This is a genomic window from Actinomadura livida (assembly GCF_014648675.1).
Classification (GTDB): domain Bacteria; phylum Actinomycetota; class Actinomycetes; order Streptosporangiales; family Streptosporangiaceae; genus Spirillospora; species Spirillospora livida.
Window position 1 is genome coordinate 457,096 of sequence record NZ_BMRO01000003.1, and the last position, 24,149, is coordinate 481,244.

Annotated in this window: 25 protein-coding genes; 9 read left to right on the top strand and 16 right to left on the bottom strand. The window is 72.5% G+C overall.

Annotated features, from left to right (window positions below; genetic code table 11):
• The first annotated feature begins 2 nt into the window (after window positions 1-2).
• From IEZ03_RS08790 to IEZ03_RS08800, 3 genes are all read left to right on the top strand, one after another.
• Complete coding sequence (locus IEZ03_RS08790; protein ID WP_184886943.1) at window positions 3-1,133, top strand: tyrosine-type recombinase/integrase; 1,131 nt, start codon at window positions 3-5, stop codon at window positions 1,131-1,133.
• A 328-nt stretch (window positions 1,134-1,461) separates the two neighbouring features.
• A complete protein-coding gene (locus IEZ03_RS08795) occupies window positions 1,462-1,809 on the top strand; it encodes a hypothetical protein (RefSeq protein ID WP_184886945.1) in 348 nt (115 codons plus the stop codon).
• Between the two features lie 247 nt (window positions 1,810-2,056).
• Window positions 2,057-2,536, top strand: coding sequence for a hypothetical protein (locus IEZ03_RS08800; protein WP_184886947.1), 480 nt, complete (start codon window positions 2,057-2,059; stop codon window positions 2,534-2,536).
• 36 nt (window positions 2,537-2,572) lie between these two features.
• Here the strand turns inward: IEZ03_RS08800 and IEZ03_RS08805 are convergent, their stop codons facing one another.
• Window positions 2,573-2,764, bottom strand: a complete 192-nt coding sequence (locus tag IEZ03_RS08805) for a hypothetical protein (RefSeq protein ID WP_184886949.1) — start codon at window positions 2,762-2,764, stop codon at window positions 2,573-2,575.
• A gap of 129 nt (window positions 2,765-2,893) precedes the next feature.
• Here IEZ03_RS08805 and IEZ03_RS08810 point away from each other — a divergent pair, with 129 nt between their 5' ends.
• Window positions 2,894-3,343, top strand: a complete 450-nt coding sequence (locus IEZ03_RS08810; protein WP_184886951.1) for a YdeI/OmpD-associated family protein — start codon at window positions 2,894-2,896, stop codon at window positions 3,341-3,343.
• Here the strand turns inward: IEZ03_RS08810 and IEZ03_RS08815 are convergent.
• Window positions 3,340-4,683, bottom strand: a complete 1,344-nt coding sequence (locus IEZ03_RS08815) for a sensor histidine kinase (RefSeq protein ID WP_132046731.1) — start codon at window positions 4,681-4,683, stop codon at window positions 3,340-3,342. The genes IEZ03_RS08810 and IEZ03_RS08815 overlap by 4 nt on opposite strands.
• Window positions 4,680-5,366, bottom strand: coding sequence for a response regulator transcription factor (locus tag IEZ03_RS08820; protein ID WP_184886953.1), 687 nt, complete (start codon window positions 5,364-5,366; stop codon window positions 4,680-4,682). Before IEZ03_RS08820 ends, IEZ03_RS08815 begins: the two co-directional genes overlap by 4 nt.
• 27 nt (window positions 5,367-5,393) lie before the next feature.
• Between IEZ03_RS08820 and IEZ03_RS08825 the strand changes: the two genes are divergently transcribed.
• The gene (locus IEZ03_RS08825; protein ID WP_221480835.1) at window positions 5,394-5,924 is read left to right on the top strand and encodes a hypothetical protein; all 531 of its coding nucleotides are present in this window, start codon (window positions 5,394-5,396) and stop codon (window positions 5,922-5,924) included.
• A gap of 22 nt (window positions 5,925-5,946) precedes the next feature.
• Here IEZ03_RS08825 and IEZ03_RS08830 read toward each other — a convergent pair whose 3' ends face one another.
• Window positions 5,947-6,579: a PaaI family thioesterase gene (locus tag IEZ03_RS08830; protein WP_184886957.1), complete on the bottom strand. Its 633-nt coding sequence runs from the start codon at window positions 6,577-6,579 to the stop codon at window positions 5,947-5,949.
• Between the two features lie 144 nt (window positions 6,580-6,723).
• Here IEZ03_RS08830 and IEZ03_RS08835 point away from each other — a divergent pair, with 144 nt between their 5' ends.
• Complete coding sequence (locus IEZ03_RS08835) at window positions 6,724-7,302, top strand: DUF4870 domain-containing protein (RefSeq protein ID WP_184886959.1); 579 nt, start codon at window positions 6,724-6,726, stop codon at window positions 7,300-7,302.
• Between the two features lie 23 nt (window positions 7,303-7,325).
• Here IEZ03_RS08835 and IEZ03_RS08840 read toward each other — a convergent pair whose 3' ends face one another.
• Window positions 7,326-8,009, bottom strand: a complete 684-nt coding sequence (locus tag IEZ03_RS08840) for a cyclase family protein (RefSeq protein ID WP_184886961.1) — start codon at window positions 8,007-8,009, stop codon at window positions 7,326-7,328.
• 45 nt (window positions 8,010-8,054) lie between these two features.
• Here IEZ03_RS08840 and IEZ03_RS08845 point away from each other — a divergent pair, with 45 nt between their 5' ends.
• Complete coding sequence (locus IEZ03_RS08845; RefSeq protein WP_184886963.1) at window positions 8,055-8,882, top strand: HipA family kinase; 828 nt, start codon at window positions 8,055-8,057, stop codon at window positions 8,880-8,882.
• Window positions 8,879-9,280, top strand: coding sequence for a DUF3037 domain-containing protein (locus IEZ03_RS08850; RefSeq protein WP_184886965.1), 402 nt, complete (start codon window positions 8,879-8,881; stop codon window positions 9,278-9,280). The genes IEZ03_RS08845 and IEZ03_RS08850 overlap by 4 nt, the downstream gene beginning before the upstream one ends.
• Before the next feature lie 29 nt (window positions 9,281-9,309).
• Here the strand turns inward: IEZ03_RS08850 and IEZ03_RS08855 are convergent, their stop codons facing one another.
• The 9 genes from IEZ03_RS08855 to IEZ03_RS08895 all read right to left on the bottom strand — a co-directional run bounded on the left by IEZ03_RS08855 (window position 9,310) and on the right by IEZ03_RS08895 (window position 21,255).
• Window positions 9,310-10,218 carry a hypothetical protein gene (locus IEZ03_RS08855; protein ID WP_184886966.1) on the bottom strand — a complete coding sequence of 303 codons (909 nt, stop codon included), beginning with the start codon at window positions 10,216-10,218 and terminating at the stop codon, window positions 9,310-9,312.
• A 203-nt stretch (window positions 10,219-10,421) separates the two neighbouring features.
• A complete protein-coding gene (locus tag IEZ03_RS08860; RefSeq protein WP_184886968.1) occupies window positions 10,422-11,384 on the bottom strand; it encodes a helix-turn-helix domain-containing protein in 963 nt (320 codons plus the stop codon).
• A gap of 89 nt (window positions 11,385-11,473) precedes the next feature.
• Window positions 11,474-12,316 carry a GNAT family N-acetyltransferase gene (locus IEZ03_RS08865; RefSeq protein WP_184890800.1) on the bottom strand — a complete coding sequence of 281 codons (843 nt, stop codon included), beginning with the start codon at window positions 12,314-12,316 and terminating at the stop codon, window positions 11,474-11,476.
• A 168-nt stretch (window positions 12,317-12,484) separates the two neighbouring features.
• Window positions 12,485-14,116, bottom strand: a complete 1,632-nt coding sequence (locus tag IEZ03_RS08870; protein ID WP_184886970.1) for an alpha/beta hydrolase — start codon at window positions 14,114-14,116, stop codon at window positions 12,485-12,487.
• A 259-nt stretch (window positions 14,117-14,375) separates the two neighbouring features.
• Complete coding sequence (locus tag IEZ03_RS08875; protein WP_184886972.1) at window positions 14,376-15,977, bottom strand: alpha/beta hydrolase; 1,602 nt, start codon at window positions 15,975-15,977, stop codon at window positions 14,376-14,378.
• Window positions 15,978-16,326: 349 nt separating this feature from the next.
• Window positions 16,327-17,520, bottom strand: coding sequence for a flavodoxin-dependent (E)-4-hydroxy-3-methylbut-2-enyl-diphosphate synthase (gene ispG / locus IEZ03_RS08880; RefSeq protein ID WP_373293559.1), 1,194 nt, complete (start codon window positions 17,518-17,520; stop codon window positions 16,327-16,329).
• A 116-nt stretch (window positions 17,521-17,636) separates the two neighbouring features.
• Window positions 17,637-18,839: a M50 family metallopeptidase gene (locus IEZ03_RS08885; protein WP_184886974.1), complete on the bottom strand. Its 1,203-nt coding sequence runs from the start codon at window positions 18,837-18,839 to the stop codon at window positions 17,637-17,639.
• 41 nt (window positions 18,840-18,880) lie between these two features.
• A complete protein-coding gene (gene dxr, locus IEZ03_RS08890) occupies window positions 18,881-20,146 on the bottom strand; it encodes a 1-deoxy-D-xylulose-5-phosphate reductoisomerase (RefSeq protein WP_184886976.1) in 1,266 nt (421 codons plus the stop codon).
• A gap of 50 nt (window positions 20,147-20,196) precedes the next feature.
• Complete coding sequence (locus IEZ03_RS08895) at window positions 20,197-21,255, bottom strand: sensor histidine kinase (RefSeq protein WP_184886978.1); 1,059 nt, start codon at window positions 21,253-21,255, stop codon at window positions 20,197-20,199.
• A gap of 259 nt (window positions 21,256-21,514) precedes the next feature.
• On the opposite strand from IEZ03_RS08895, the gene IEZ03_RS08900 reads away from it, so the two are divergent.
• Window positions 21,515-21,853, top strand: a complete 339-nt coding sequence (locus tag IEZ03_RS08900) for a hypothetical protein (protein ID WP_184891031.1) — start codon at window positions 21,515-21,517, stop codon at window positions 21,851-21,853.
• Window positions 21,854-22,028: 175 nt separating this feature from the next.
• Here the strand turns inward: IEZ03_RS08900 and IEZ03_RS08905 are convergent, their stop codons facing one another.
• Window positions 22,029-23,237: an ABC transporter substrate-binding protein gene (locus tag IEZ03_RS08905; RefSeq protein WP_184886980.1), complete on the bottom strand. Its 1,209-nt coding sequence runs from the start codon at window positions 23,235-23,237 to the stop codon at window positions 22,029-22,031.
• Window positions 23,238-23,729: 492 nt separating this feature from the next.
• Window positions 23,730-24,080: a hypothetical protein gene (locus tag IEZ03_RS08910; RefSeq protein WP_132049799.1), complete on the bottom strand. Its 351-nt coding sequence runs from the start codon at window positions 24,078-24,080 to the stop codon at window positions 23,730-23,732.
• Window positions 24,081-24,149 lie beyond the last annotated feature (69 nt).

The following is a 24,149-nucleotide window of genomic DNA, read 5'->3' on the forward strand; positions in this document are numbered from 1 at the left end:
CGTTGGCAAAGATCCTGGTCGGCACGTACGAGGGGTCGATCTACGAGGAGGGCGACGGGTATACCGGCGCACTCTCACTCGGGTTCGGCCCGGACGGCAAGCGCAAGCGACTCAAGAGGAAGGGGCGCACCAAGACAGAGGTCAAGAACAAGCTCAAGGAAGCCGTCGAAGAGCTGGACAAGGGCGTCAAGACGGACCGCAACTACTTCGTCCGCGACGCGGTGAACGAGTTCCTCACCGCATTCGCCAAGTCCGGCAAGTCACCGAAGACACAGGAGGTCTACCGCTCGCTCGCCGATCACCAGCTCATCCCGTTCATCGGCCGGACGAGACTCAAGGAACTCACGGCCGACGACGTAGAGAAGTGGCTCAACGGCAGAGCCGAACACCTCACCTCGTCCTCTCTCGGCATCGTGCACAGCATCCTCAAGCGCTCGATCGGCAGAGCGGCGCGCCACGATCGCATCGGCCGGAACGTCGCCGAACTGGTCGACACCCCGGACGGCAAGCCCGCCCGCAAGTCACGCTCACTCAGCCTGGAACAGGCGAAAGCGTTACTCGCAGAGGCGAGCAAGCCAGCACACCGACTCGGCGCCTACGTCGTCCTAGCGATCGTCTCAGGACTCCGCACGGAGGAACTCCGCACCCTCAAGTGGAGCGACGTCGATCTTGACAAGGCAACCGTCTACGTCCTCCGAGCCGACCGACACAAGGGCGAGACCAAGACGACGCTGAGCCGACGCGGTCTAGGCATCGCAGACACGGCCGTGGACGCTCTCCGCACCCTCAAGACCCGACAAGCGGCCGAGAAGCTCAAAGGAGGCGAGGCGTACCAAGACAACGGCCTCGTCTTCTGCCACGAGGACGGCCGCCCCTACACCGCACAACACGTCCGCCACCGGTTCCGCATGATCCTCAAAGCGGCCAACCTCAGCCCCACCGAGTGGTGCCCACGCGAGCTGCGCCACACGTTCGTTTCCATCATGAGTGACCACGACGTCCCCATAGAGAAGATCAGCACCCTCGTCGGCCATTCCAGTACGAAGATCACCGAAACCGTCTACCGCCACCAGCTCAGGCCCGAGATCCGCGACGGGGCCGAGCACATGAACGACATCTTCAAGTCCGCGTAGGCGAGTTGGCTCCCGACATGGCTCCCCAAGACTTCGGACGCTACGGCCCCCATCCCCCACCTGGATCAACACAGAATCCAGCCCTGGGCCTCACTTAGGGAACCCCTGAGCAAGGCTTATTCAGGGCCCGTCGACACGCCGTCCCGGGGTGTCTTCCCCGGCCGTCAGGGGGCTGTCGGGCTGCGCATCCGCCGCCCGGCGGACCCGCATGGGAGGTCGAGTGGTCACGGCTGGAGCAGCTTGTGCCACTCTTTGCAGTCGACTGATTACAGTGAGTCTTCACGTCGGGAGGAAACACGGGCCTCGCGCCCTCACCTCTGGAGGAAACATGAAGATTCCGACTTCGCTGCGCTCGGCCGCGGTGGTCACCGCCGGTTTGGCCATGGCCTCCGGCCTGGCCGTGTTCGGTTCCGTACCTGCGGCGAACGCCGCCCCGAATGCCGCGGTTCAAGCGGTCCAAGAGGCGCGGCCCCACTGGTGCCCGCCTGGATCGAAGTGGAGCTACCGCTTCCACAAGTGCGTGCGGATCTATGGCCACCACGGCCACGGCCACGGGCACGGGCACGGGCACGGCCACGGGCACGGGCATGGTCACGGCCACGGCCATGGTCACGGCCACGGGCACGGGCACGGCCACGGGCACGGCCACGGGCACGGGCACCACTACGGCCGATAGGGAGCGCATTCCGGGCATCCGTCGTCTCGCCAGGTTCTGGCGGTACGGCGGATGCCCCCGCTCGCTCGGTCAACCGCCTCCGGTCGCCGGCAGGTTCGCTCAGGGGAGGGCTCACTCAAATGCCCGCAACCGCCACGACTCGCCGTGATGGGGCGATGTTGACTCAAGCATCTTCATCACCAAGTGTCCCCATTGAGTCACTGAGGGTAGTCACTTGGCGATAGGTCGGACACACCTGGAGGAAGAGATGCATGTAGGGGTAAAGATCGGCATCGGGCTCGCCGCCGCGATGATGGGGGCCACGCTGAGCGGCGGTGCGGTCGCCGCCGCCTCGCAACCGCCGCCGATGCCGGGGATCGAGCAGCAGGGCACCGCCGGTCCGCGGCCCGCCGAGGAGGAGGGGCACGGGCCCGGTGCCATCTTCGTGGGTCCGGAGGGCGCCGCCAAGGCGATGGGGCGCCTGCAGCAGCGGGACACCCTGCGCGCCCGCTGGTGCAACGGAAGGGTCCTCCCCCGGGACGGGCTCAACGTGCGGACTGGGCCGGGCACCGCCTACCGGGTGGTCGGGGCGCTGGCTCGCGGCACGCACGTCACCACGAACTGGGACACCATCCAGCGCCGGAACGGGTACCTGTGGGTGCAGCTCCGCAACAGCTCCTACTGGATCGCCGACTACAAGACCGGCAACGGTAACGGCAAGTGGTACATCGGGTACAGCAACTGCTGAGACCTTCGCACACCGCCCCGCCTCATCGACCGCCGGTCATGGGGCGGGGCTTTGCGTCGCGGACGCGACCTTGACCGTGTACCCGCTGGGGCCGGTGGGGATGTTGCCGCTCGCACGGATGGCGAGGACGGCGATCAGCACGGCGACGACGAGGCCGACGACGCCCACGAGGCCGGCGGCCACGTACTGGGAGCGCCGGGGCTCGTACGGGGAGCGGGGACGCTTCATGTCCGCCAGGCTAGGAGGGCGCGGCGACACCTTCCTCACTGTTAAGGCGGATTTAATTTCCGGCTATGTCGATCCTGCGGCGGGCCGTTCGACGCGTTGCTGAGGACAAGGTCGAACGAGGAGGACGGCATGAGGTTTCGGGCGACGCTGGAGCTGGGCAAGAAGACCGCGACCGGGATGGAGGTGCCCGCGGAGGTCGTGGAGGAGCTGGGCCAGGGCAGGCGGCCCGCCGTGAAGGTCACCGTCAACGGGCACACGTACCGGTCGACCATCGCCACCATGGGCGGCCGGTTCTTGCTGCCCCTCAGCGCGGAGAACCGCGAGGCCGCCGGCGTGCGGGCGGGGGACGAGATCGACGTCGACGTGGAATTCGACTCCGAGCCGCGTACGGTGACCGTCCCGGACGACCTTGCGGAGGCCCTCGCCGGCGACGAGGAGGCCAAGCGGTTCTTCGGCGGCCTGTCCTACAGCAAGCAGCGCTGGTTCGTGCTGTCGGTCGAGGGCGCGAAGAAGCCGGAGACGCGGCGGCGGCGGGTCGAGCAGGCCGTCGCGAAGCTGCGGGAGGGACGCGACCGCTAGGTGCGGGAGTGCCGGCGGCGGACGAGGCGGCGGGAGCGCCGCGCGGGCGGCAGCCACTTGGTGCGGAACCACATCTGCACCTGGGCGCCGCCGAGGACGCTGCGGTGGATGCGCAGGTAGCCGCCCGTGGACTCGGCGGCGCGGCGGGCGATGTCCAGGCCGAGGCCGGTGGAGCCGCCGCCGCTGCTGCCGCGCTTCAGCGCCGCGTCCGGGTCCGTTATGCCGGGGCCGGCGTCGGCGACGAGGATGCCGGTGACGCCCTGGCCCTGGTGGAGGGTGACGGCGAAGCCGGTGCCCTCGGCCGTGTGCCGGAAGATGTTGCCGAGCAGCGCGTCGACGGCGGCGGCGAGCTCGGTGCCGGGCAGCGGCAGCTCCGCGGGGCCGTCGGCGCCGATCAGCTCGCAGGAGCGCCCCTCGTCCTCGGCGAGGACGGACCAGAACGAGACGCGGTCGCGCAGCACCTTGGCGGCGTCGCAGCTGCCGCGGCCCGTCGGCCGCCGGACGGTCCGGATGATCTGGTCGACCTCGTGCTCGATGCGGTCGACGGCCTCGCGGGTCTGGTCGGCGACGGGCCCGTCGCCGAGGGCCTCGGCGTTGAGGCGGAGCGCGGCCAGCGGCGTGCGCAGCCGGTGCGAGAGGTCGGCGGCCATCTCCCGTTCGGCGGCCAGGAGCTGGACGACGTGGTCGGCCATCGCGTTGAACGCCAGGCCCGCCTCGATCAGCTCGGGCGGCCCGTCCGGCTCGATCCGCACCGACAGCTCGCCCTCGCCGAACGCGCCGGCGGCCTCCGCGAGCCGGCGGGTCGAGCGGATCATCCGGGCGCCCAGCCGGTCGGCGACGGCGACGGACCCGGCGACGAGCGCGGCGGCGACCGTCGTCATGACGAGCCACGCCTGCCATACGCCGCGGGACAGGTCCTCGTCGGGCAGGAAGACCTCGACGACGGCGGTCCGGCCGGCGTCCAGCGACACCGGCTGCAGCAGCGCGTAGCCGCCGTTGACGCGGGCGTTGTAGGCGCGCCCGCGCCGCCCGGCCTCGGCGAGCTGCTCGGGGCGGGCGCTGAAGTCGCCGTGGCCCTCGCGCGGGACGAGCCCGCCGTCGGGCATGTGCACGGTCATCCGGCCGGCGGCGCCGGCGGCGGTGCTGGCGACGGCGCGTTCGAGCGCGGCGGGGTCCTCCGTGACGACGAGGACGGGGCCGAGCGCGCTGGCCTGCCGCTCGGCGGTGGTGAGGGCGCGGTCCCGGGCGATCTCCCGGACGGTGAGCGCGAGGGGGATCAGGAACGCCAGCGCCACCATCGAGGTGACCGCCAGGGACACCAGGACGAGCGTCTTCCTCATGGCCGCGGATCGGGCTCGGCCAGCCGGACCCCGACCCCGCGCACCGTGTGCAGGTAGCGCGGCGCGGCGGCGGTCTCGCCGAGTTTCCGGCGGAGCCAGGACAGGTGGACGTCGATGGTCTGGTCGTCGCCGTACGCCTGCCGCCACACCTCGGCGAGCAGCTCGCGGCGGGCCACGACGCGTCCGGGACGGGCGGCGAGGTAGGCGAGGAGGTCGAACTCGCGGCGGGTCAGCTCCAGGGGCTTGCCGTCCAGCATGGCCTCTCGGCGGTCGAGGTCGATGTGCAGGCCGCCGACGGTGAGCTCGGCGGTCGGGCCGGACCGCGCGGACCTGCGCAGGACCGCCGCGAGCCGGGCGCTGAGATGCTCGATGGAGAACGGTTTGATGAGGTAGTCGTCCGCGCCGGCGTTCAGTAACCGGACGATCTCGGGCTCGTCGTCGCGCGCGGTCGCGATGATGACGGGGACGTCGGAGATCCCCCGCAGCATCTTCAGCACCTCCGCGCCGTCGAGGTCGGGCAGCCCCAGGTCGAGGACGACGACGTCGGGCGGCGACTGGGTGACCTCCCGCAGCGCGTCCATCGCGGTTCCGACGCTGCGTACGACGTGCGACCGCACGCTCAATTCCCGAATCAGGGCGGTCCGGACATTCGCATCATCCTCGACCACCAGAACACTCGCCATGGCGGAACCGTATGCCACCATGTGCCCATGCGTCGCGCGATGTCGTATGTTGCCCCGTGGGCGGGGGTGACCGCGCTCGCGGTGGCGCTCTCCTGGCTGGGGGTCCGCGGCGTCGTGCGCGGCGCGGTGTCGGAGAGGTCGTCCCCGCCGCCGATCGCGGGGCCGGTCATCCGCTCCAGCCCGCCCGGTCCCACGTCCATCGGCTCGCCGACGTCCCATCCGGGGCCGCCGCCCGGCGAGGACCGGGGGCCGAAGCCGTCCAAGACCCCGAAGGCGCCGCCGCCCGCGACGCCCGGCGAGCGGGAGAGCAGCGGCACCCCCTCCCGGAAGCCGCCCGACAACGTGCGCAGCTATGTCACGCGCGGCGGGCGCACCGCCATGGCCATCGAGAAGGACCACGTGCGGCTGGTGTCGGCGACGCCCAACCCCGGCTACGAGACGCGCGTGACGAAGGCGAGGGGCTGGCTTCGCGTCGACTTCCTCGACGACGACCACACCTCGTCGGTGATCGCCACCTGGGCGGAGGGCGATCCCGCGGTGAAGGTCTACGAATACTGAGCGGGCTTCAGGGGGCCTCGCCTCACTCCCCCGCCGCGACGAACCGGTCCGGCATGATGAACATCGCGGTGGCCTCGACCGTGACGCGGCCGTCCGGGCCGGAGATCGTCCCGGACGCGTAGACCTTGCGCCCTTCGACGCGGCTCCGCTTCGCCTCCACGGTGAGCGGGACGCCGAGCGGGGTGGGGCGCCGGTAGCGGGTCTCCAGCGTCGCGGTCATGCCGGGCGTGCCGGAGACGGCCGCGGCCATGCCGAGGGCCTGGTCGAGCACCATCGCGGAGACGCCGCCGTGCACGTAGGTCGGCGGCCCCTCGTAGAGGTGGCCGAGGGTGAACTCGCCGCGGACGACGCCGTCCGGTCCGGCCGTCAGGACGACCGGGGGCGCCAGCGGGTTGAGGGCCCCGGTGACGGGGTTGCCGGTGGCCCGGTCCAGGACGGCCTCGCCGGACATCCGGTACGGGGGCGCGTCGTGGCGCCGCTCCGACAGCCGCGCGGTCAGCGCCGCGACCTCGTCCGCCACCGCGGCGGCCTCGGCGGCGCCGGTCCCGGTGACGACGGCCGCCTCCGCCAGCTCGCGGATCCTGGCGGCGAGTCCCGCCAGTGCGGCCGACTCCTCGTCCCCCAACTGGTGCCGTTCCATCGGCATCGTGCTCATCGGCCCTCCCGTCTACCAGAACGCGATTCTAGGATGCGGGCGTGCGCGCCCGGGACGGCGGGGTCCGGCCGCCGCGGCGCGCCTGCGGCGGGGCTCGGCGTTCGGTAGATTCCTGCAACACACCGAGGATCCGAAGGAAGACCATTGACGGACCACCCCCCGCCGCAGCCCGGACAGCCCCCGCCGTACTCGGGCCCGTACGGCCACGCGCCCGGGCAGCCTCCCCACGGCGGGCCCCCGCCCGGCTCACCCCCCGGGCAGCCGCCCTACGGGCAGCCTCCCGGCGGCGGTCGCTATGACCCGCCTCCCGGAAGCCCCTACGACCCGCGCTACGGCTACGGGCCGCCGCCGCCCCAGCCGCAGGCCCAGACCGAGGACGCGACCTGGGCGATCTTCGCCTACGTCGGGAACCTGCTGATCGGCTTCCTGCCCCCGCTGGTCATCTACCTGGTGAAGAAGAACACCTCGCCGCTGACCCGCTTCCACGCGGCCCAGTCGATGAACTACCAGCTCACGCTGCTGATCCACCTGCTGGTCGTGGTGGCGATCTGCGTGCCGCCGGCGATCGTCTTCGACACGCCGATCTTCCTCATCGCGCTCGCCGTCCCGTACCTGGAGCTGATCATCGCGGGCTGGTGGCTCCTCATCCTCGGCGCGATCAAGGCCGGCAAGCAGCAGTACTACCGGTTCCCGACCTTCTTCTGCTTCCGGATGATCCGCTGACCCCCTCCGGACGTTGCTTCCGTTCAGATGAGGACGGCCCGGTCGTCCACGCGGGCGACGGCGCGGGCGGGCGCGCCGTCCGCGCCGGCGAGGGCGATCGGGAAGAGCGACACCTCGATCGCGCAGCCCGAGTCCTGCGCCTCGACGACGCGTCCGAGCCCGGTGAGGTTCTCGGCGATCACCGCGCCCGCCCCGCAGAGGATCCGGTGCGCGGCCAGGGAGAACTCGTCCGAGCCCGGCGGTGCGGTCCGGTCGACGCTGAGGGCGTCGATGCCCACCGTCCGGACGCCGGAGGCGACCACCGCCTCGGCCGTCTCGGCGGCGACGTAGGGGTGGCCCAGGTAGTCCTCGCTCCCCCACCGCTCTGACCACCCGGTGGCGATGAGCAGGATCACACCGGGTTCGAGACCGGCCGGCAGGAGGTCCGGGCCTATGGGGGCGCGGGGCGGCAGGCCGCGGGCGTCCATGACGACGGCGGGGCCGGTGAAGCGGGTCAGGGGGAGTTCGTCCAGGCGCGGAAGGGAGTCGTCGATGTGGAAGGGGGCGTCCACGTGGGTGCCGGACTGCGAGCCCATGTGCAGGCGCAGGACGTTCACCCCCGCCTCGGCGACCGTCAGCGCGGGCACCGCCTCCACCTGGGGATCCCCGGGGTAGACGGGCATTCCCGTGACGATCGGCACCGACAGGTCGAGCAGCTCAACGCCCATGCGATCGATTATCCCGGGCGCGCCCCCACCCGATAGCGTTGCGGCGTGTTGCCACATGTGACGGCCATCCGATACGTGACGCCGCTGCGCGAGGGCGGGTCGCTTCCGGGCATCGTCGAGGCCGACGACCTCGGCACGTATGTCACGAAGTTCCACGGCGCCGGGCAGGGCCGCAAGGCGCTGATCGCCGAGGTGATCGCGGGCGAGCTGGGCCGGCGGCTCGGCTTCCGGATTCCCGACCAGGTGCTCGTCGACCTCGATCCGGCCATCGGGCGGCACGAGCCCGACGCCGACGTGCAGGACCTGCTGAAGGCCAGCCCCGGCTGGAACCTCGGCGTCGACTTCCTGCCCGGTTCGCTCGGATTCGATCCGCTGGGCTGGCGCCCCGACCCGGGCTTCGCGTCGCGGGTGCTGTGGTTCGACGCGTTCATCGGCAACGTGGACCGGAGCTGGCGCAACCCGAACATGCTGGTGTGGCACGGCGACATCTGGCTGATCGACCACGGCGCGAGCCTCATCTTCCACCACGCGTGGGCGAACGCCGCGAGGCTGTTCTCCGGGGCGTACGACGTGGACGACCACGTGCTGACGCCGTACGCGACGATGCTGGAGGCCGCCGAGGCGGAACTCGCGCCGAAGATCACCGAGGAACTGCTGCGCGAGGTGACCGGCCTCGTCCCCGACCGCTGGCTGGAGGACGAGCCGGGCTTCGACGGCCCGCAGGCCCTGCGGGACGCCTACGTCGACGTCCTGCTGCCGCGGGCCGGGAAGCCGCGGGACTGGCTGCCCGAGACGGACGTCTCCGGCCACCGGCCCGCCGCGGCGCCCAAGCGCGGCAGCAACCGCCCGGAATGGCTCGGCGGCGCCTCATGAGCAACATCAGGTCCCCGGAGGACCCCACCGTCTTCGAGTACGCGGCGCTGCGCGTCGTTCCGCGCGTCGAGCGGGGCGAGGTGATGAACGTGGGCGTGGTGGTGTACTGCCGCGCCCTCGACTACCTCGGCTGCCGCACGCATCTGGACGAGCGGCGCCTCCTGGCGCTGGACCCCGCGCTGGACCTGGCGGGCGTGCGCGCCGCGCTCAAGGCCGTGGACGCCGTCTGCTGCGGCGGCGAGCGGGCCGGGCAGGCCGCCGCCGAGAGCCCCGGCACGCGCTTCCGGTGGCTGACCGCGCCCCGCAGCACGATCGTCCAGCCCGGCCCCGTCCACGCGGGCCTCACCGAGAACCCGAAGGCCGAACTGGACCGCCTCCTTCAGCTGCTGGCCATGTAACCCCGCGTCGGCCAGGTAGCCCGTGCGGCCTACGTCCACTCCCAGCGGATGCCGTGGTAGCCGGCGGCCATGCCGAACTCGATGAAGTGGACGCTGTGGTAGCTGGACAGCCGCAGGTCGGCCGAGTCCTTGAGCGCGGTGTGGCCGTCGGGCCGCCACGTCCGGTAGCAGCGGGCGGGCAGCGCGGCCGGGTGGAACCGGACCTCGATGAGGAACTCGTGCTGCGGCGTGCGGAACCCGCGGCCCTCCTCGGTCACCGGCGGGCCCGTCTCGTCGAAGCCGAAGCCGTACTCCAGCAGGTAGGTCTCGCCGCGGCCGAGGGCCCGGTCGAACAGCAGCTCGGCGGCGATGAGGCCGCTCGCCTCGTCCATCCTGACCCGCCCGAACCGGCAGCCGCGCGCGGTGCGCGAGGACGGCAGGACGCCGTGCGGATGGTGGTACACGGCGATCCAGCGGTCGACGCCGCGCTGCTGCGCCTGGAACACCGCCCGGGACCGGACCTCGCGCAGCTCCCGGCGCCGCCCGATCGTGTGCTGGTCGTGCAGGCTCAGGCCGGTGAGCTGCCGCCCGCCGCGGTCGCCGATCTCGTCGAGCAGGTCGCGGACGCCGGGCTCCGGGCACAGCTCCTCCACCGGGAGCCACGCCCCGGCGGAGCGCTCGGCGGTCGGCCTGAGCAGCGTCAGCAGCGAATGGCGCGGCAGTTCGAGGATGACCTCCAGGCCGCGGACGGCGCGCATGGAGTCGGCGCGCTCGGGACGCGTCCGGCCGCGTTGCCAGTAGCTCAGCGTGGACAGGCTGACGGCGATGCCCTGCGCCTCCAGGCGGCGCCGCAGCGAGTCGAGGCTGAGGCCGCGGGCCTGGATGGCCGCGTGGAGGGCGACGTTGAAGGGACCGTACTGCAGTACCTGTAGAAGATCGTCTTCTGCGACACTCTGCACCGCTGGCCTCCGGATCCGCTCCGGCCGGCCCCCGCATGACGGCCTTGACTCCTGCACTTGCGACTTCAGCGCTCACTGTAAGGCCAGGGAGGCACGATTCCAACCGGCAATTTCCCACAACCGCGGTTCGACGCCCCCGCGCGGCCGCGTCCCCTCTTCAGCGCCACCGGCGCCCGGCTTCAGCGCCACCGGCGCCTCCGGCTTCAGTGCCACTCCCATTCGATGCCGACGATGCCGCGCCGCACCGCGCCGACCGCGATGTTCGCGCTGCCGGACGTGCCGATCCACAGCTCGCCGAGGCGCCGCCGGGGCGCCAGGGAGCTCTCCGCGGTGAAGCCGTAGCACCGCGCGGGGAGCCGGTCGCCGGTGAACTGGATGATCGCCACGTAGTCGTGGACCGGGTGGGGGAAGCGCCGGTCGTAGCTGTCGGCTGCGGGCTGCCCGACGGGCCCCAGCTCGTACTCGACGACCGCGGTGTCGCCCGCCGACAGGACGCGGTCGAAGACGAGCTCGAACGCCATGAGCCCGCCCTCGGCGCGGATCCGGCCGGGCCGGCAGTACCGCACCCGCGTCAGGGCGACCTTCCCGGCCGGGGCCGCGGGGGCGTCGTCCGGCCGGTGGGCGGCGCCGTTGCCGGCGCGGTGGGCGCCGCCGGCCTCGCCGGGCCCGCCCGTCTGGTGCACGCACACGACCCGGTCGATGTCGTCGCCCGCGGCGCGCAGGACGGTGCGCACCGACAGCGTCCAGGAGCGGCGCGCCTCGTCCAGCCGGTAGACGTCGTGGATGCTGAGCCGTTCGAGCCGGTGGTCGCCGGACCGGTCGAGCTGGCCGACGAGGCCCGCGTACCCGTCCGGGTCCGGCCACAGTTCCCGGACCGGGCGGCCGCGCTCGGCGGCGGCGAGGCCGGCGGCCGGTCCGGCGCGGACGGCGGGCGCGGTGGGGGCGGGGTCGTCCAGCAGTTCGGTGAGGGTCCCCGGCGGCACCTGGAGGATCTCCTCCAGCGCGACGACCACGTCCCGCGAGCGCGGGCGGCTGCGGCCGCGCTGCCAGTAGCTGAGGGTCGCGACGCTCACGGTCAGGCCGCGCCGGCAGAGCCGGTGCCGGATCCGTTCCAGGGTCAGCCCGCTGGCCTGGATGGCCTGCCGTAATGCCCCGGCGAACTCCACGGCCGGATGGTACCGGTCCGGGAAGATCGATTCATGTACCGGGGAGTACCACTCATGCCACGACAGGCCCGATGAAACGAACAAAAGCCCTAGAAGAGGATGGACATGAACGATCCGACCTCGGTGAATCCGACACGCCGGTACGCGGCCCGCGCCCGCGCGTTGTAGTCGTTGACGTACAGCGAGACGGTCGGCGCGATGCTCCGCAGCGACTCGCGCACCACCGCGGACATCCCGGCCACCGACCGGCCCTGGCCCCGCAGGTCGGGCGGCACCCACACGCCCTGCACCTGGCAGGCCCGCGGGGTCACGGCGCCGATCTCCGCCTTGAACAGGACGCGGCCGTCCTCGATGCGGGCGAACGCGCGGCCGTCGCGGACCAGCTCGGCGACGCGGGCGCGGTAGAGCACTCCCCCGTCCCCGGCGTTGGGCGACACCCCGACCTCTTCGGTGAACATCGCCACGCAGGCGGGGTAGACGACGTCGAACTCCTCCATCCGGACCCGCCGGACCCCGGGGTCGGGCGGCACATCCGGAACCGCGGAGGTGGCCATCACCGGCTGCTCCGCGCGGACGGCCCGGGGCGGCCCCCAGTACGGCGAGAGGATCTCCCACAGCTCGCCGACCGCGTCGACGGGCCCGACGATGGACGAGCAGCGCCGCCCCTGCGCCCGCGCCCGCTCGCCGAACGCGCGGACGGCCTCGGGCCCCGCCGCCACCGGGATGAGGTTGGCGCCGGAGTAGCACAGCGAGGTGAGCCGGCCGTCCCGCAGGTAGCCCCACATCTGGGCGCCGAGCCGGCGCGAGTCGAGCCCTGCGGCGTGCACGCGGGAACTGACGAAGACGTTGGACACCGGATCGGCGTCCAGGATCGCGAGGGCCTCCGCCCGGTGCCGGTCGTCCAGCACGCGCACCGGCATCGAGCCGAGCATGCGCACGGCTACCGGCTCCGCGACGGGAACGGCCCCCGTTCGGCCCTCACCACTGAAAGCACCACGTGGACAAGACTATGTGGTCCGCGGGCCGGCGCACCGCCAAGGTCCCGGTCAACGCCGGGTCCGGGCGGGCTTCCCGGCTCCGGGACGGGCGGCCCGGCCCGCCTAGGGCCGGGCGGCCGGGTGGTCGGCGGCGACGTGACCGGTACTCTCCGGCCCGTTCTTGCCCGGCTTCGCGGCCTTGGCCGGTTCCGGCGCGGGGCCGGCCTCGCACGAGGCGTCCGGGCCGGGCCGGCTCGCGGGCAGGTCACCGCCGGCGAAGTAGGCGGCGACGGCCCCGTCCACGCACCGGTCCCCGCCCAGCGTGACGCCGTGGTTCCCGCCGCCCGCCTGCACGAGCAACCTGGACGTGGGGAACCTGCGGTGCGTCTCCAGTGCGCCCCCGTACGGGGTGGCGGCGTCCTCGGTGGCCTGGATGAGCAGGATCGGCGGGAGCGAGGCGGTGCCCCGGACCACCGGGCGCGGCCCGCCCGGCACGCCCCAGAACATGCACGGCGCGTTGTACCAGGTGTTGCTCCACGTCTCGAAGCGGTATCCCTGCCGGTAGAGGCGCGTGGCGTCGTCGTGCCAGCGGCGCCAGTCGCGCGGCCACGCCGCGTCGCGGCATTCGACCGCGGTGTAGACCGCGTAGGCGTTCTGCTGGCGCTCTCCGGGCGGCCGCCACGCCTTGCGCAGCGGAGCGTGGTCGTCCCGGTTGACGTAGGCGGAGAGGGCGTCGGCGTGCGATGTCCAGGTCCGGTCGTCGTAGCCGTCGGAGAGGAAGATGTCGTCCAGTTCGGTCGGCCCGACCCTCCCGTCGATGGGCGCGGCCTTCAGCCCGGCCCGCGCCTTGGCGTAGGCGGCGGCGACCTCGCGCCCCGTCGTCCCCAGCCGATAGGTCTCGTGGTGACGGGCGATCCACCTGAAGTACGCGCGTATCCGCTTCTCGAACGCGATGTTCTGGTCGACGTTGTTCTCGTACCAGACGCCGCTCGGGCGGGGGACGCTGTCGAGCACCATGCGGCGCACGCGCTTCGGGAACATCGTCGCGTACACGGCGCCGAGGTAGCCGCCGTAGGAGTAGCCGAAGTAGTTGATCTTCCGCTGGCCGAGTGCCTTGCGGATCTCGTCCATGTCGCGGGCCCAGTCGGCCGTGCCCATGTGCGGGAGGACCTTCCGGTACTTCTCGGCGCAGTCGTCGGCGTACGCCTTGGCCCTGGCCCTCCAGGCCCACTCGTCCAGCACGTCGGCGGGGACGGTGTCCGGGCGCGCGCGGCCCGGGTCCTGGTATTTCGGGTCGCAGGTCAGCGAGGGCTCGCTGGCGCCGACACCGCGCGGGTCGAAACCGATCCAGTCGTAGGACGCGGCGACCTTCTCGGGCAGCGAGCCGGTGAAGAAGGCGGGGAGGTCGCGCCCGTGCGCACCGGGCCCGCCGCGGTTCAGCAGCACGACGCCCTGGGACTCGGACGCGGTGTGCCGGGCGCGGGTCAGCCGGAGCGTGACCTGCTCGCCGTCCGGGCGGCCGTAGTCGAGCGGCACCCGGACCGACGCGCACTGGAGGTCCTTGATGCGGCCGCCCTCCCAGTGGTCCTGGGCGGGGCACGGCTGCCAGGCGAGACCTGCGGGCCGCGGGGCGGGGTCGGATCCGGGTCGTCCCGCGGCGGCGTGGGCGGGCAGGACGGCGGCCCCGGCGGTCCCGAGGACGAGCGCGGCGGCGGCCGAGCCGGCCGCGGCCTTCTTTCCAGCGTCGTTCAGCACTCCGGCTTTCTACCGAAGGGACGCCGCGGACCGCGTGACCTCGGGGATCGCGCGATTCCTCCCCGAATCCGGATCGTCCCCACCGAACGGCGCGGCCCCGCTCAGGGCCGAACGCCGCCGGAACGGCGCGTGGCGTGCCCGCCGGTTCCACGGAATGGAGCGCGGCGGGCACGCCACGGATCAGCGTGCTCGACTCAATGCCGGGGCCCTCAGTGCGAGGGCCTCAGCGCGAGGGCCTCAGCGCGAGGGCCTCAGCGGGTCAGGGACGCCCGACCGGGAGGTCCTTGCCGGCCCCGGACGCGGCCTTGAGCTGCATGGCCGTCGGGTCCGGGTCGTTCAGCGCCGGGACGGCGTCGCAGTAGGCGTCCGGGCCGCGGCTGCTGTCCGGCAGCGCACCGGTGTCCAGGTACGCGGCGACCTTGTCGTCCAGGCACGCGTTCCCGTTGAGCGTGTTGGAGTGCGTCTTGCCGCCGACCTCGAACACCAGGCGCGAGGACGGGAACACCTTGTGCATCTCCAGGCCGCCCTCGACGGGCGTCGCGGCGTCCTTCGTGGACTGGACGAGCAGCATGCCCGGCAGGTGCCTGCTGCCCTTCAGCTTGAGCGCGGGCCCGCCGTTGAACGGCCAGAAGGCGATCGGCGCGTTGAACCAGACGTTGCCCCACGTCTCGAACTGGTAGCCCTGCCGGTGGAGCTTCGCCGCGTCGTGGTGCCACTTGGTCCAGTTGCGGGGCCAGCGGGCGTCCGCGCCCTGGACGGCGAGGTACACCGCGAAGCCGTTGTCGCCGCCGCCGGAGCCGAGCCACTGGAGCAGGACGGAGGGGTCCTTGTCGTTGATCCAGGCCGAGAGCGCCTCGGCGAACGGGATGTAGTAGCCGGTGTTGTAGCCGGCGCTCAGGATGATGTCGGTCAGCTCGGCCGGGCCGATCTTCCCGCCGATGGGCGACTCCTCGGCCGCGTGCAGGGCCTCGTAGTACTTGGCGCGGACGGCCTTCTCGGACGTGCCGAGGTGGTAGACCGAGTCGTACTCGGCGACCCAGCCGAACCAGGCCCGGATGTTGCGCTCGAACGCCTTGTCCTGTTCGAGCTGGCTGTCGTACCAGACGTTCTTCGGGTTGACGTTGCCGTCCATCACCATGCGCCTGACGCGCTTGGGGAAGAGCGTGGCGTAGGTGGCGCCGAAGTAGGTGCCGTAGGAGAAGCCGTACCAGCTGATCTTCTCCTGGCCGAGGGCGGCGCGGATGGTGTCGACGTCGCGCGCGGCGTCAGTGGTCCGCATGTGCGGCAGCATCCAGCCGAACTTCTCTTCGCAGTCGCGCGCGTAGCCCTTGGACTTGGCGATCCAGGCCAGCTCGTCGCGCCGGGTCTCGGGCACGTAGGCGGGCCGGACCGGGTCGTTGTAGTCCGGGTCGCAGGTGATCGCGGGCTTGCTGGAGCCGACGCCGCGGGGGTCGAAGCCGATGATGTCGTACTTGGCGGCCACGTCCGCGTGGCCGACGCCGCCGAGCCAGCGGGCGAGGGCGGGACCGTAGGCGAGACCGGAGCCGCCGGGACCGCCCGGGTTCACGAACAGGACGCCCTGGTAGTTCTCCTCGTCGGTGTGCCGGAAGCGCGACACCGCGATCGAGATCTTGCGCCCCTGGGGCCTGCTGTAGTCGAGGGGCACCTCGACCTGGGCGCACTGCGCGTTGTTCATCGGGTCATTGGGGCCGCTTACCTCGCACTTGCCCCAGTCGATGCCCTGGGCCGCCACAGCGGCGGCGGCCCCGGACGGACCGGTGTCCGCACTCGCGGGAACGACGGCGCCGGTGCCGCCGACCGTCGTGACCAAGGCGGTCGCGACGAGAACGATCCTTTTCATGTGACCCTCTCCCATCGGCGGCTCCGGACGTCCCGCCATCGGGACCGGAGGGGGAGCCGCGCCGATGCATAGCGGATGCCGATTGCGTGGAGATTGTTGGCACTTCGTCCCTTATGGCGGCAAGGGCGGAGATGAGTGGATACGCAATCGTGACAAGATCATCGGAACTTCGTGATCCCGCGGAACGTTCCGCGCCCGCCGACAGCGGGAGGGCCGGGCACGGGCACGCGAAAGGGCCCCGGGTCGGTGACCCGGGGCCCTTCGCTCTCGTCCGCTCCCAGTACGGCGGCGGACCCGCCGCCAGGCCGCGCTGCGACCCGCCGTCAGCCCGCGCTTCGGCAGGCCGGCGTCAGCCGACCACGACGTCCGCGCCGGGGCCGGAGACCGAGCCGTCCTCGCCGATCTCGATGCCCATGTCCTCGGCGATGCGCATGGCCTCCTCGATCAGGGTCTCCACGATCTGCGCCTCGGGAACGGTCTTGACGACCTGCCCCTTCACGAAGATCTGACCCTTGCCGTTGCCGGACGCGACGCCCAGGTCGGCCTCGCGGGCCTCCCCCGGGCCGTTGACCACGCAGCCCATCACGGCGACGCGCAGCGGGACCGGGAAGTCCTTGAGGCCCGCGGTGACCTCCTCGGCCAGCGTGTACACGTCCACCTGGGCCCGCCCGCACGAGGGGCAGGACACGATCTCCAGCCCGCGCTCGCGCAGCCCCAGCGACTCCAGGATCGCGGTGCCGACCTTGACCTCCTCGACCGGCGGCGCGGACAGCGACACCCGGATCGTGTCGCCGATCCCGTCGGCGAGCAGCGACCCGAACGCCACCGCCGACTTGATCGTGCCCTGGAACGCCGGGCCGGCCTCGGTGACCCCGAGGTGCAGCGGGTAGTCGCACGCGGCGGCCAGCTGCCGGTACGCCGCGATCATGACGACCGGGTCGTTGTGCTTGACCGAGATCTTGATGTCCCGGAAGTCGTGCTCCTCGAACAGCGAGCACTCCCACAGCGCCGACTCCACCAGCGCCTCGGGCGTGGCCTTGCCGTGCTTCTCCAGGAGCCGCTTGTCCAGCGAGCCGGCGTTCACGCCGATGCGGATCGGCACGCCCGCGTCCTTGGCGGCCTTGGCGATCTCCCCGACCCGGTCGTCGAACTTCTTGATGTTGCCCGGGTTGACGCGCACCGCCGCGCAGCCCGCGTCGATCGCCGCGAACACGTACTTGGGCTGGAAGTGGATATCGGCGATGACCGGAATCGGCGACTTGCGGGCGATCGCGGGCAGCGCCTCGGCGTCGTCCTGCGACGGCACCGCGACCCGGACGATCTGGCAGCCCGACGCGGTCAGCTCCGCGATCTGCTGCAGCGTGGCGTTCACGTCGGCGGTGAGGGTCGTGGTCATGGACTGCACCGACACCGGGGCGTCGCCGCCCACCGGCACGCTCCCGACCATGATCTGCCGGGCCTTGCGGCGTGCCGCGACGGGACCCCGCGCCCCCTGACCGTCCCCGTTCCCGCGAACGCTCGGCATTCCCAGTGAAACGCTCATCCCTCTCCTCATGCTCGCCGGCCCCGTACAAAGCCTAAGCGTCCCGTACCGCTGAATTGACGGCGCCCGGTGCCCAACGAGGTGACCGTTCGGCAACTCTATGTGAACGATTTGTGTCACTCCGGCAGCCGGAGCGGATTGAACAGGTCGGCCAGTATCAGCAGCACGCCGAAACCCACCAGCAGCAGCACGACGAGGTAGGTCAGCGGCAGGAGCCTGGTCATGTCGACGGTGCCCGGATCCGGCCTGCCGCGGATCCGGTTGACGCCGGCGCGCGCCCGCTCGTAGCCGACCACCGCGAGATGGCCCCCGTCCAGCGGCAGCAGGGGCAGGAGGTTGAGCGCCCCGAGGAAGATGTTCAGCGAGACGACGAGCGACAGGAACAGGGCGATCTTGTCCCGGGTGGTGGCGCCCTCGGAGGCGAAGATCTGCCCGGACACGTCGGTCGCGCCCACCACGCTGCCGACCTGGCCGCCCGGCGTGCTCTCCCGGTCCGGCGAGAACAGCCGCGGGATCGCGGACGGCAGGTCCACGACGACGTCGCCGATGCCGGCGAGGGTCCGGCCGATGCCGTTCGCGGCGAACACCGCCGCGTTCAGCGGGCCCGTCCGCTCGTACCCGCCGCCGACGACCTTCGCCGACATGCCGACGAACGGCCGGCCCTCCACGTCCGCGAGCGTGACCCGCAGCGGGACCTCCCGCCCCGCATCGCCCCGCTGCACCACCAACTGCACCGTCTGGCCCGGCTCTGCCCGGCCGATCGCCTCCGTGATGCCTTTCCAGTCGGCGACCGGCGTGCCGTTGAAGGAGACGACGCGGTCTCCGGCGCGCAGCCCGGCCAGTGCGGCGGGCGAGGCCGGGCGGTCCCCGGCGCACGCCGACTGCATCGTGGCGGGCACGCAGGGGCTGACCTCCTCGACCGTGCTGGTCACCGCGCCGGGCTCCCGCACGCCGATCGTCATGGCCATCACCATGAGCAGGACGAACGCGAACACGAAGTTCGCGGCGACGCCCGCCCCGATGACGACCGCGCGGCGCGGGGCGGGCTGCCGGTAGAACGCGCGGGGGCGGTCCGCCTCGTCGATCTCCTCCAGCGGCGTGTAGCCGACGATCTTGACGTAGCCGCCCAGCGGGATCGCCTTGACGCCGTACTCGGTCTCGCCCCGCCGGGTGGACCACAGGGTCGGCCCGAACCCCACGAAGTACTGCGTCGCCTTCATCCCGAACCGCTTGGCGGTGAGCAGGTGCCCGCCCTCGTGCAGCATCACCGTCGCCAGCAGCGCGACGACGAACGCCACCGCGCCGAGGAAGAAGGCCATGCGGGTCCCCTAGGGCTAGTCCCGAGGCGGACCCCCGGGGGTCAGTCGCCCGCGGCCGGGCGGCCGGCCGCGGTCAGTTCTCTGGTCCTGGCCCGCGCCCAGCCGTCCGCCGCGAGGACGTCGTCCAGCGTCGGCCGCCCGGCCGGACCAGCGCCGTGCTCTTCGTGCTCGTCCACTATCCGCGCGACCGTGTCGACTATCCCGAGGAACGGAAGCCGGCCCGCGCGGAACGCGTCCACACATTCCTCGTTGGCGGCGTTGTAAACGGCCGGGAACGTCCCGCCCAGCTCACCGGCCCTGCGCGCCAGCGCGACGGCGGGGAACGCCTCGTCGTCGAGGGGGAACAGCTCCCAGGTGTGCGCCTTGCTCCAGTCGATGCCGGGCGCGGCGTCCGGGACGCGGTCCGGCCAGTCGATGCCGAGCGCGATCGGCAGCCGCATGTCGGGCGGGCTGGCCTGCGCCAGCGTGGAGCCGTCGGTGAACTCGACCATCGAGTGGATCACCGACTGCGGGTGCACCATGACCTCGATCCGGTCCATCGGCACGTCGAACAGCAGGTGCGCCTCGATGACCTCCAGCCCCTTGTTGACGAGGGTCGCGGAGTTGATCGTGACGACGGGGCCCATGTCCCATGTCGGGTGGTTCAGCGCCTGCTCGGGCGTGACGCCGGTCAGCTCCTCGCGGCCGCGGCCGCGGAACGGGCCGCCGCTCGCGGTCAGCACGAGCCGCCGCACCTCCGCCGCGCGCCCGCCGCGCAGGCACTGGGCGAGCGCCGAGTGCTCGGAGTCGACCGGGACGATCTGCCCGGGCCGCGCCCGCTCCTTGACGAGGGGGCCGCCGACGATGAGGGACTCCTTGTTGGCCAGGGCGAGCGTCCGCCCGGCGTCCAGGGCCGCGAGCGTCGAGGCGAGGCCGAGCGCGCCGGTCACCCCGTTCAGGACCACGTCGCACGGCCACGCGGCGACCTCGGTGACGGCGTCCGGGCCCGCCACGATCTTCGGGATGGGGTAGTCGCCGGAGGCGTAGCCGCGCCGCTTGGCCTCGGCGTAGAAGGCCAGTTGCAGGTCCTGCGCGGCGGACGCCCTGGCGACGGCGACGATGTCGGGCCGGAACTCGAGCGCCTGCTCGGCCAGCAGGTCGACCCGTCCGCCGCCGGCCGCCAGCCCGGCCACCCGGAACCTGCCCGGGTTGCGGCGGACCACGTCCAGGGCCTGGGTGCCGATCGAACCGGTGGAGCCGAGCACGGCCAGCTCGCGGGCGGGTGCGTCGGAGCTTGAGTGAGAGAGCACGGGACCATTGTCGGGCATTTCCGCGCCCAGGTCCCGCCCTCGCGGCGGGACGGCCGGCGGCCGGCGCGTCAGCGGCGGCGCACCAGGGGGAAGCACAGGATCAGGCGGGCGCCGGTCGCGCTCTCGCCGACGTACAGGCGGCCCTCGTACAGGACCGCCATCTCCCGGGCGACGGCCAGCCCGAGGCCGGAGCCGCCGTCGGCGCGGCTGCGGGCGCTGTCGAGCCTGGTGAAGCGTTCGAAGACCCGGTCGCGGTCGGCGGGCGGGATGCCGGGCCCGTCGTCGCGGACCTCGACGACCGCCTCACCCCGTTCCGCGCGCGCCTCGACCTCGATCAGCGACGTGGCGTGCCGCTCGGCGTTGGCGAGCAGGTTGAGCACCACGCGGCAGAGGTGCGGCCGGTTGACCTCGACCAGCAGCCCCCGCTCCGCCTTCACCGTCGTCGGGACGGGCGGGTCGCGGCGGCCGACCTCGCTCTCGACCAGCGCTCCGATGTCGAGCACCTCCCGGACGGGGGCGTCGCCGGAGTCCATGCGGGACAGGACGAGGAGGTCGTCGACGATCCGGTGGATGCGGTCGATGTCGTCCAGCGAGTGCCGCAGCGTGTCGCACGCCGCGCCGTCCTCCGGGGCGGCGAGGGCCAGCTCGATGCGGGTCCGCAGGCCCGTGAGCGGGGTGCGCAGCTCGTGCGAGGCGTCGGCGATGAACGAGCGGCGCCGCAGCACGGCCCGGTCCAGCCGGGCGAGGAGCACGTTGACGCGGCCGGCGAGTTCCTCGGCGTCGCCGCCGGCGGCCGGCACCGAGACCCGGCGGCCGAGTTCGGCCTCCTCGATGTCGATGCCGTCCAGCTCGGCGTTGAGCCGCTCCACCGGGCGCATGGCCCCGCGCACGGCGTGCGAGGCGGCCGCGCCGAGCAGCGCGAGGGCGGCGAGGCAGAGCCCGGCCATGACCGCCGCGAGGGCGGCGACGCCGGAGACCTCGGCGAACAGGGACAGCGCGACCGCCGCCAGGACCACGGCGGCGACGAGGAGGGAGCCGGCCGCGCCGATCACCGAGAGCGTTCCGCGCGCCCGTGCGGAGCCGGGCCTGTGCGGCCGGCCGCGCCGCGTGGCGTGCCGGACCGACATGTCTCCTTTGTACGCACTACCTACCAAAGCAGCGGCAAAGCGTCCGGTCGCCGACCGTATGGCCATGGTCTGCGTATGCCCTCGCGGGCGGCCCGTCCCGAGTGACCGCGCGGTTGGCCGGATCGCGCGATCCGGATGACCTTGTACCGACGGGCGACACATAAGCCTTTGCCGCATTTTTCACTTTGGGTAGCGGAGACAACACACTCCCCCGCCTATAAAGGAGGCACGTGACGTCGACTCCCGTCAGGGGGAGGGCATGGGCCAGACAGGCGAGCCGACCGTGGACCCGGGCGGGCTGACCGCAGCCCAGCGCCTGGGCGAGGCCTGCGTCGTCTGCCGCAAGAAGTGGCCGCGGCCGCGCGCACGCGTCGGCCGCCTGCCGGATTCGACCGGGGTGTTCGCGTGCGACGAATGCGCACCCGCCCCGCCGGTACCCCGCGCACGGCGGGGCTCCCGGGAGCTGGTCACGGACGCCGGACGGCCGGCCGGGGAGCGGCCGCCCGCGCGGACGTCGGCACTGGACGCCGTCGTCGTGGAGGTCTCTCCAGGGAGAAGGGTGACCCGGGCGTTCGGGGGGAAGTCCGGGGCCACCTGACAGGCGCGCCCGGCTGGGGGCGGCCGGGCGCGCCGGAGAGACTCTTTCCCTGACCGGAACCGGCCGGGCCCCGTCGCCGGGGCCGCGCGGACGGGGTCGCGGACGGTCCCGGTCGTCCGAGCCTGGTCGTCCGAGCCCGGTGGACCGAGCCTGGTGGACCGCGCCTGGTGGACCGTCAGAGCTTGGTGGCCTCGATCCAGGTCTTCTTCCACTCGGCGTAGTCCGTGCAGTCGTTGTCGTCGGACTCGCCGTCGCACGCCTTCGTCGGCGCGTGCGCGAAGACGACCTTGTCGAGGTAGGCGCGGTCACCGACGTGGTAAGCGGTGCAGAAGCCCGGCTTGAGGCGGTCTCCGGAGCACGCCTGCGGGTTCGCGGGCGCCACCCCGGTCCACTCGGCCACCTGCTGCTGGACGTCCGGCGACGCGGTCCACTGCAGCCACTGGTACATGCAGTTCGGGTGCTCGACCCTGGCGCCGATCATCCACGCGTCCATCCAGCCCGTCACGCCCTCGGACGGGACGGCGGCCTGCACGGTCCGCGCGGCGCGGGTGAGGACGTCCACGTGGTAGGGCCACGCCTGGCCCAGCACCGCGCGCCCGCCCGCGAACGCGCTGACGGCGTCGGCGGGCCGCTCCCAGTACTCCCCGACATGCGGCCGCTGCTTGGCGAGCACCCGCCCGGCGGCCTTGAGCTGCCCAGGGGTCAGCGAGTACGGGTCGTCGATCTCGAGCTTGGGCCGCTCGCGCTTGAGGTAGAGCGCGGCCTCGGCGATGGCCAGCGGGCTGTCGCGCATGACCAGCTTCCCGGAGTACCGGCTCGCCTGCCCGGGGTCGAACAGCGCGGCCCAGCTCGGCGGCGGCGGGACGGCCCGGGTGTCGTACATGAGCAGGTTGGAGCCCCACACGTACGGGATGCCGTACTGGCGGCCGTCCCGCTTGAGGAGGCCGCGCAGCTTCGGCTCCAGCTTCTTGAAGCCGTCCACGAGGTCGGTGTTGACGGGCGTGACCTGGTTCTCGGCGATCAGCTGCCCGGCGACCTCGGGCGGCGCCGCGACGCCGTCGTAGCGGCGGCCGCCGTCGCGCATCAGGCCGGCCATCTCCTCGGGCGTCCGGACGGTCTTCAGCCCGACCTTGCAGCCGGTGCGCTCCTCGAACGGGGTGACCCAGTCGACGCGCGGGTCGCTGGTGCCGCTCTCGATCGATCCGGGCAGCGTGACGAGGTTCAGCATGCCCTCGCCCGGGCCGAGGGTGCTCGCGACCTTGGCGACGCCGACCGGCTCCTCGTCGCCGCCGCCGCTGCACGCCGCGACGCCCGTGGCGCCGAGCGCGGCGGCCGCCGCCAGCGCGGACCACATCCTCACCCGCGCCGTGGCCTTCAGCCGCATGTCGCTCCCGATCCTTGCCCTGGGCCCTCCCCGACCTGAACCGGGCCCGTCGCGAGCGTAGCGTCTCGGGGCGCCCGGGGCGGCCCGTACCCGGCGGAGGCGGCGGTCCGCGCGGCACCCGGCAGCCATTCCGGGTGTCCCGGCGACCGCGCACGAGTCGATCGCCGGTTTTCTTCGATGACACTTCCGGCTTCCCGGGAAGGTGCGGTCATTACCGGTGGTCGCAACTCCGGTGTTTCCCGTTCACGTTCCCGGAGGTAAGAACAATGTGGCCATTGATGGCCAGCGGTATCGCGTTTCCGGGGCGGATTGCCGGATGGGCGGTTTCGGACGTGTTGTTAACGAGGAAACCGCCACGACCCCGGGGGGACGGCGGGTGCTGGCGTCCGCGCCATACACGGAGGTTGCCGGAGAGGGATATGGCGCGGGCTGCCGTCCTTGCCCGGGGCCGCGGCGGCACCGGCGGGCGTGGCGAGGTTGGGGAACAGCGGATCACCTTGCAGTGCTGCCTGGCCACGCGATCGCCGGTACCCGGCCGGACGGCGACGGTGTGACGCCCTCGATACGCCGGAGGTTCGAGGGACATCGCACGTCGGGCCGGGTGTCGCGGGACGTCCGCGGACGGTCGTGCTCGATCACGGGGCGCGCCGGTGCGGCGCGCCTGACCACCTCGATCCGTGCGATGAGCCGTTGCGGTGTGTCGGCCTCGACGAAGTCGCCGACGTCGCGGTCCCGGGGCGGCAGCGCCCACCAGCGGCCGGTGGACAGGCCGAACCAGATGGTCCAGCCGGGAAAGCGTCTTGCGAGCGCGTCCACCTCTGCTGCGTGGTCGACTGCGGTCATGGCGCGGCTCTCCTGCACATCGGCCCGCCGGCTTCGGCGGCCCCGGACCTCACGTTTTTGTTGACTATG

Excerpts from the sequence above, each read along its gene's own strand:
- IEZ03_RS08795 (WP_184886945.1), top strand. The coding sequence starts at position 1,462 with ATGAAGATTCCGACTTCGCTGCGCTCGGCCGCGGTGGTCACCGCCGGT.
- IEZ03_RS08800 (WP_184886947.1), top strand. The coding sequence starts at position 2,057 with ATGCATGTAGGGGTAAAGATCGGCATCGGGCTCGCCGCCGCGATGATG.
- IEZ03_RS08805 (WP_184886949.1), bottom strand. The coding sequence starts at position 2,764 with ATGAAGCGTCCCCGCTCCCCGTACGAGCCCCGGCGCTCCCAGTACGTG.
- IEZ03_RS08810 (WP_184886951.1), top strand. The coding sequence starts at position 2,894 with ATGAGGTTTCGGGCGACGCTGGAGCTGGGCAAGAAGACCGCGACCGGG.
- IEZ03_RS08815 (WP_132046731.1), bottom strand. The coding sequence starts at position 4,683 with ATGAGGAAGACGCTCGTCCTGGTGTCCCTGGCGGTCACCTCGATGGTG.
- IEZ03_RS08820 (WP_184886953.1), bottom strand. The coding sequence starts at position 5,366 with ATGGCGAGTGTTCTGGTGGTCGAGGATGATGCGAATGTCCGGACCGCC.
- IEZ03_RS08825 (WP_221480835.1), top strand. The coding sequence starts at position 5,394 with ATGCGTCGCGCGATGTCGTATGTTGCCCCGTGGGCGGGGGTGACCGCG.
- IEZ03_RS08830 (WP_184886957.1), bottom strand. The coding sequence starts at position 6,579 with ATGAGCACGATGCCGATGGAACGGCACCAGTTGGGGGACGAGGAGTCG.
- IEZ03_RS08840 (WP_184886961.1), bottom strand. The coding sequence starts at position 8,009 with ATGGGCGTTGAGCTGCTCGACCTGTCGGTGCCGATCGTCACGGGAATG.
- IEZ03_RS08850 (WP_184886965.1), top strand. The coding sequence starts at position 8,879 with ATGAGCAACATCAGGTCCCCGGAGGACCCCACCGTCTTCGAGTACGCG.
- IEZ03_RS08865 (WP_184890800.1), bottom strand. The coding sequence starts at position 12,316 with ATGCTCGGCTCGATGCCGGTGCGCGTGCTGGACGACCGGCACCGGGCG.
- IEZ03_RS08875 (WP_184886972.1), bottom strand. The coding sequence starts at position 15,977 with ATGAAAAGGATCGTTCTCGTCGCGACCGCCTTGGTCACGACGGTCGGC.
- ispG (WP_373293559.1), bottom strand. The coding sequence starts at position 17,520 with ATGAGCGTTTCACTGGGAATGCCGAGCGTTCGCGGGAACGGGGACGGT.
- IEZ03_RS08885 (WP_184886974.1), bottom strand. The coding sequence starts at position 18,839 with ATGGCCTTCTTCCTCGGCGCGGTGGCGTTCGTCGTCGCGCTGCTGGCG.
- dxr (WP_184886976.1), bottom strand. The coding sequence starts at position 20,146 with ATGCCCGACAATGGTCCCGTGCTCTCTCACTCAAGCTCCGACGCACCC.
- IEZ03_RS08895 (WP_184886978.1), bottom strand. The coding sequence starts at position 21,255 with ATGTCGGTCCGGCACGCCACGCGGCGCGGCCGGCCGCACAGGCCCGGC.
- IEZ03_RS08900 (WP_184891031.1), top strand. The coding sequence starts at position 21,515 with ATGGGCCAGACAGGCGAGCCGACCGTGGACCCGGGCGGGCTGACCGCA.
- IEZ03_RS08905 (WP_184886980.1), bottom strand. The coding sequence starts at position 23,237 with ATGCGGCTGAAGGCCACGGCGCGGGTGAGGATGTGGTCCGCGCTGGCG.
- IEZ03_RS08910 (WP_132049799.1), bottom strand. The coding sequence starts at position 24,080 with ATGACCGCAGTCGACCACGCAGCAGAGGTGGACGCGCTCGCAAGACGC.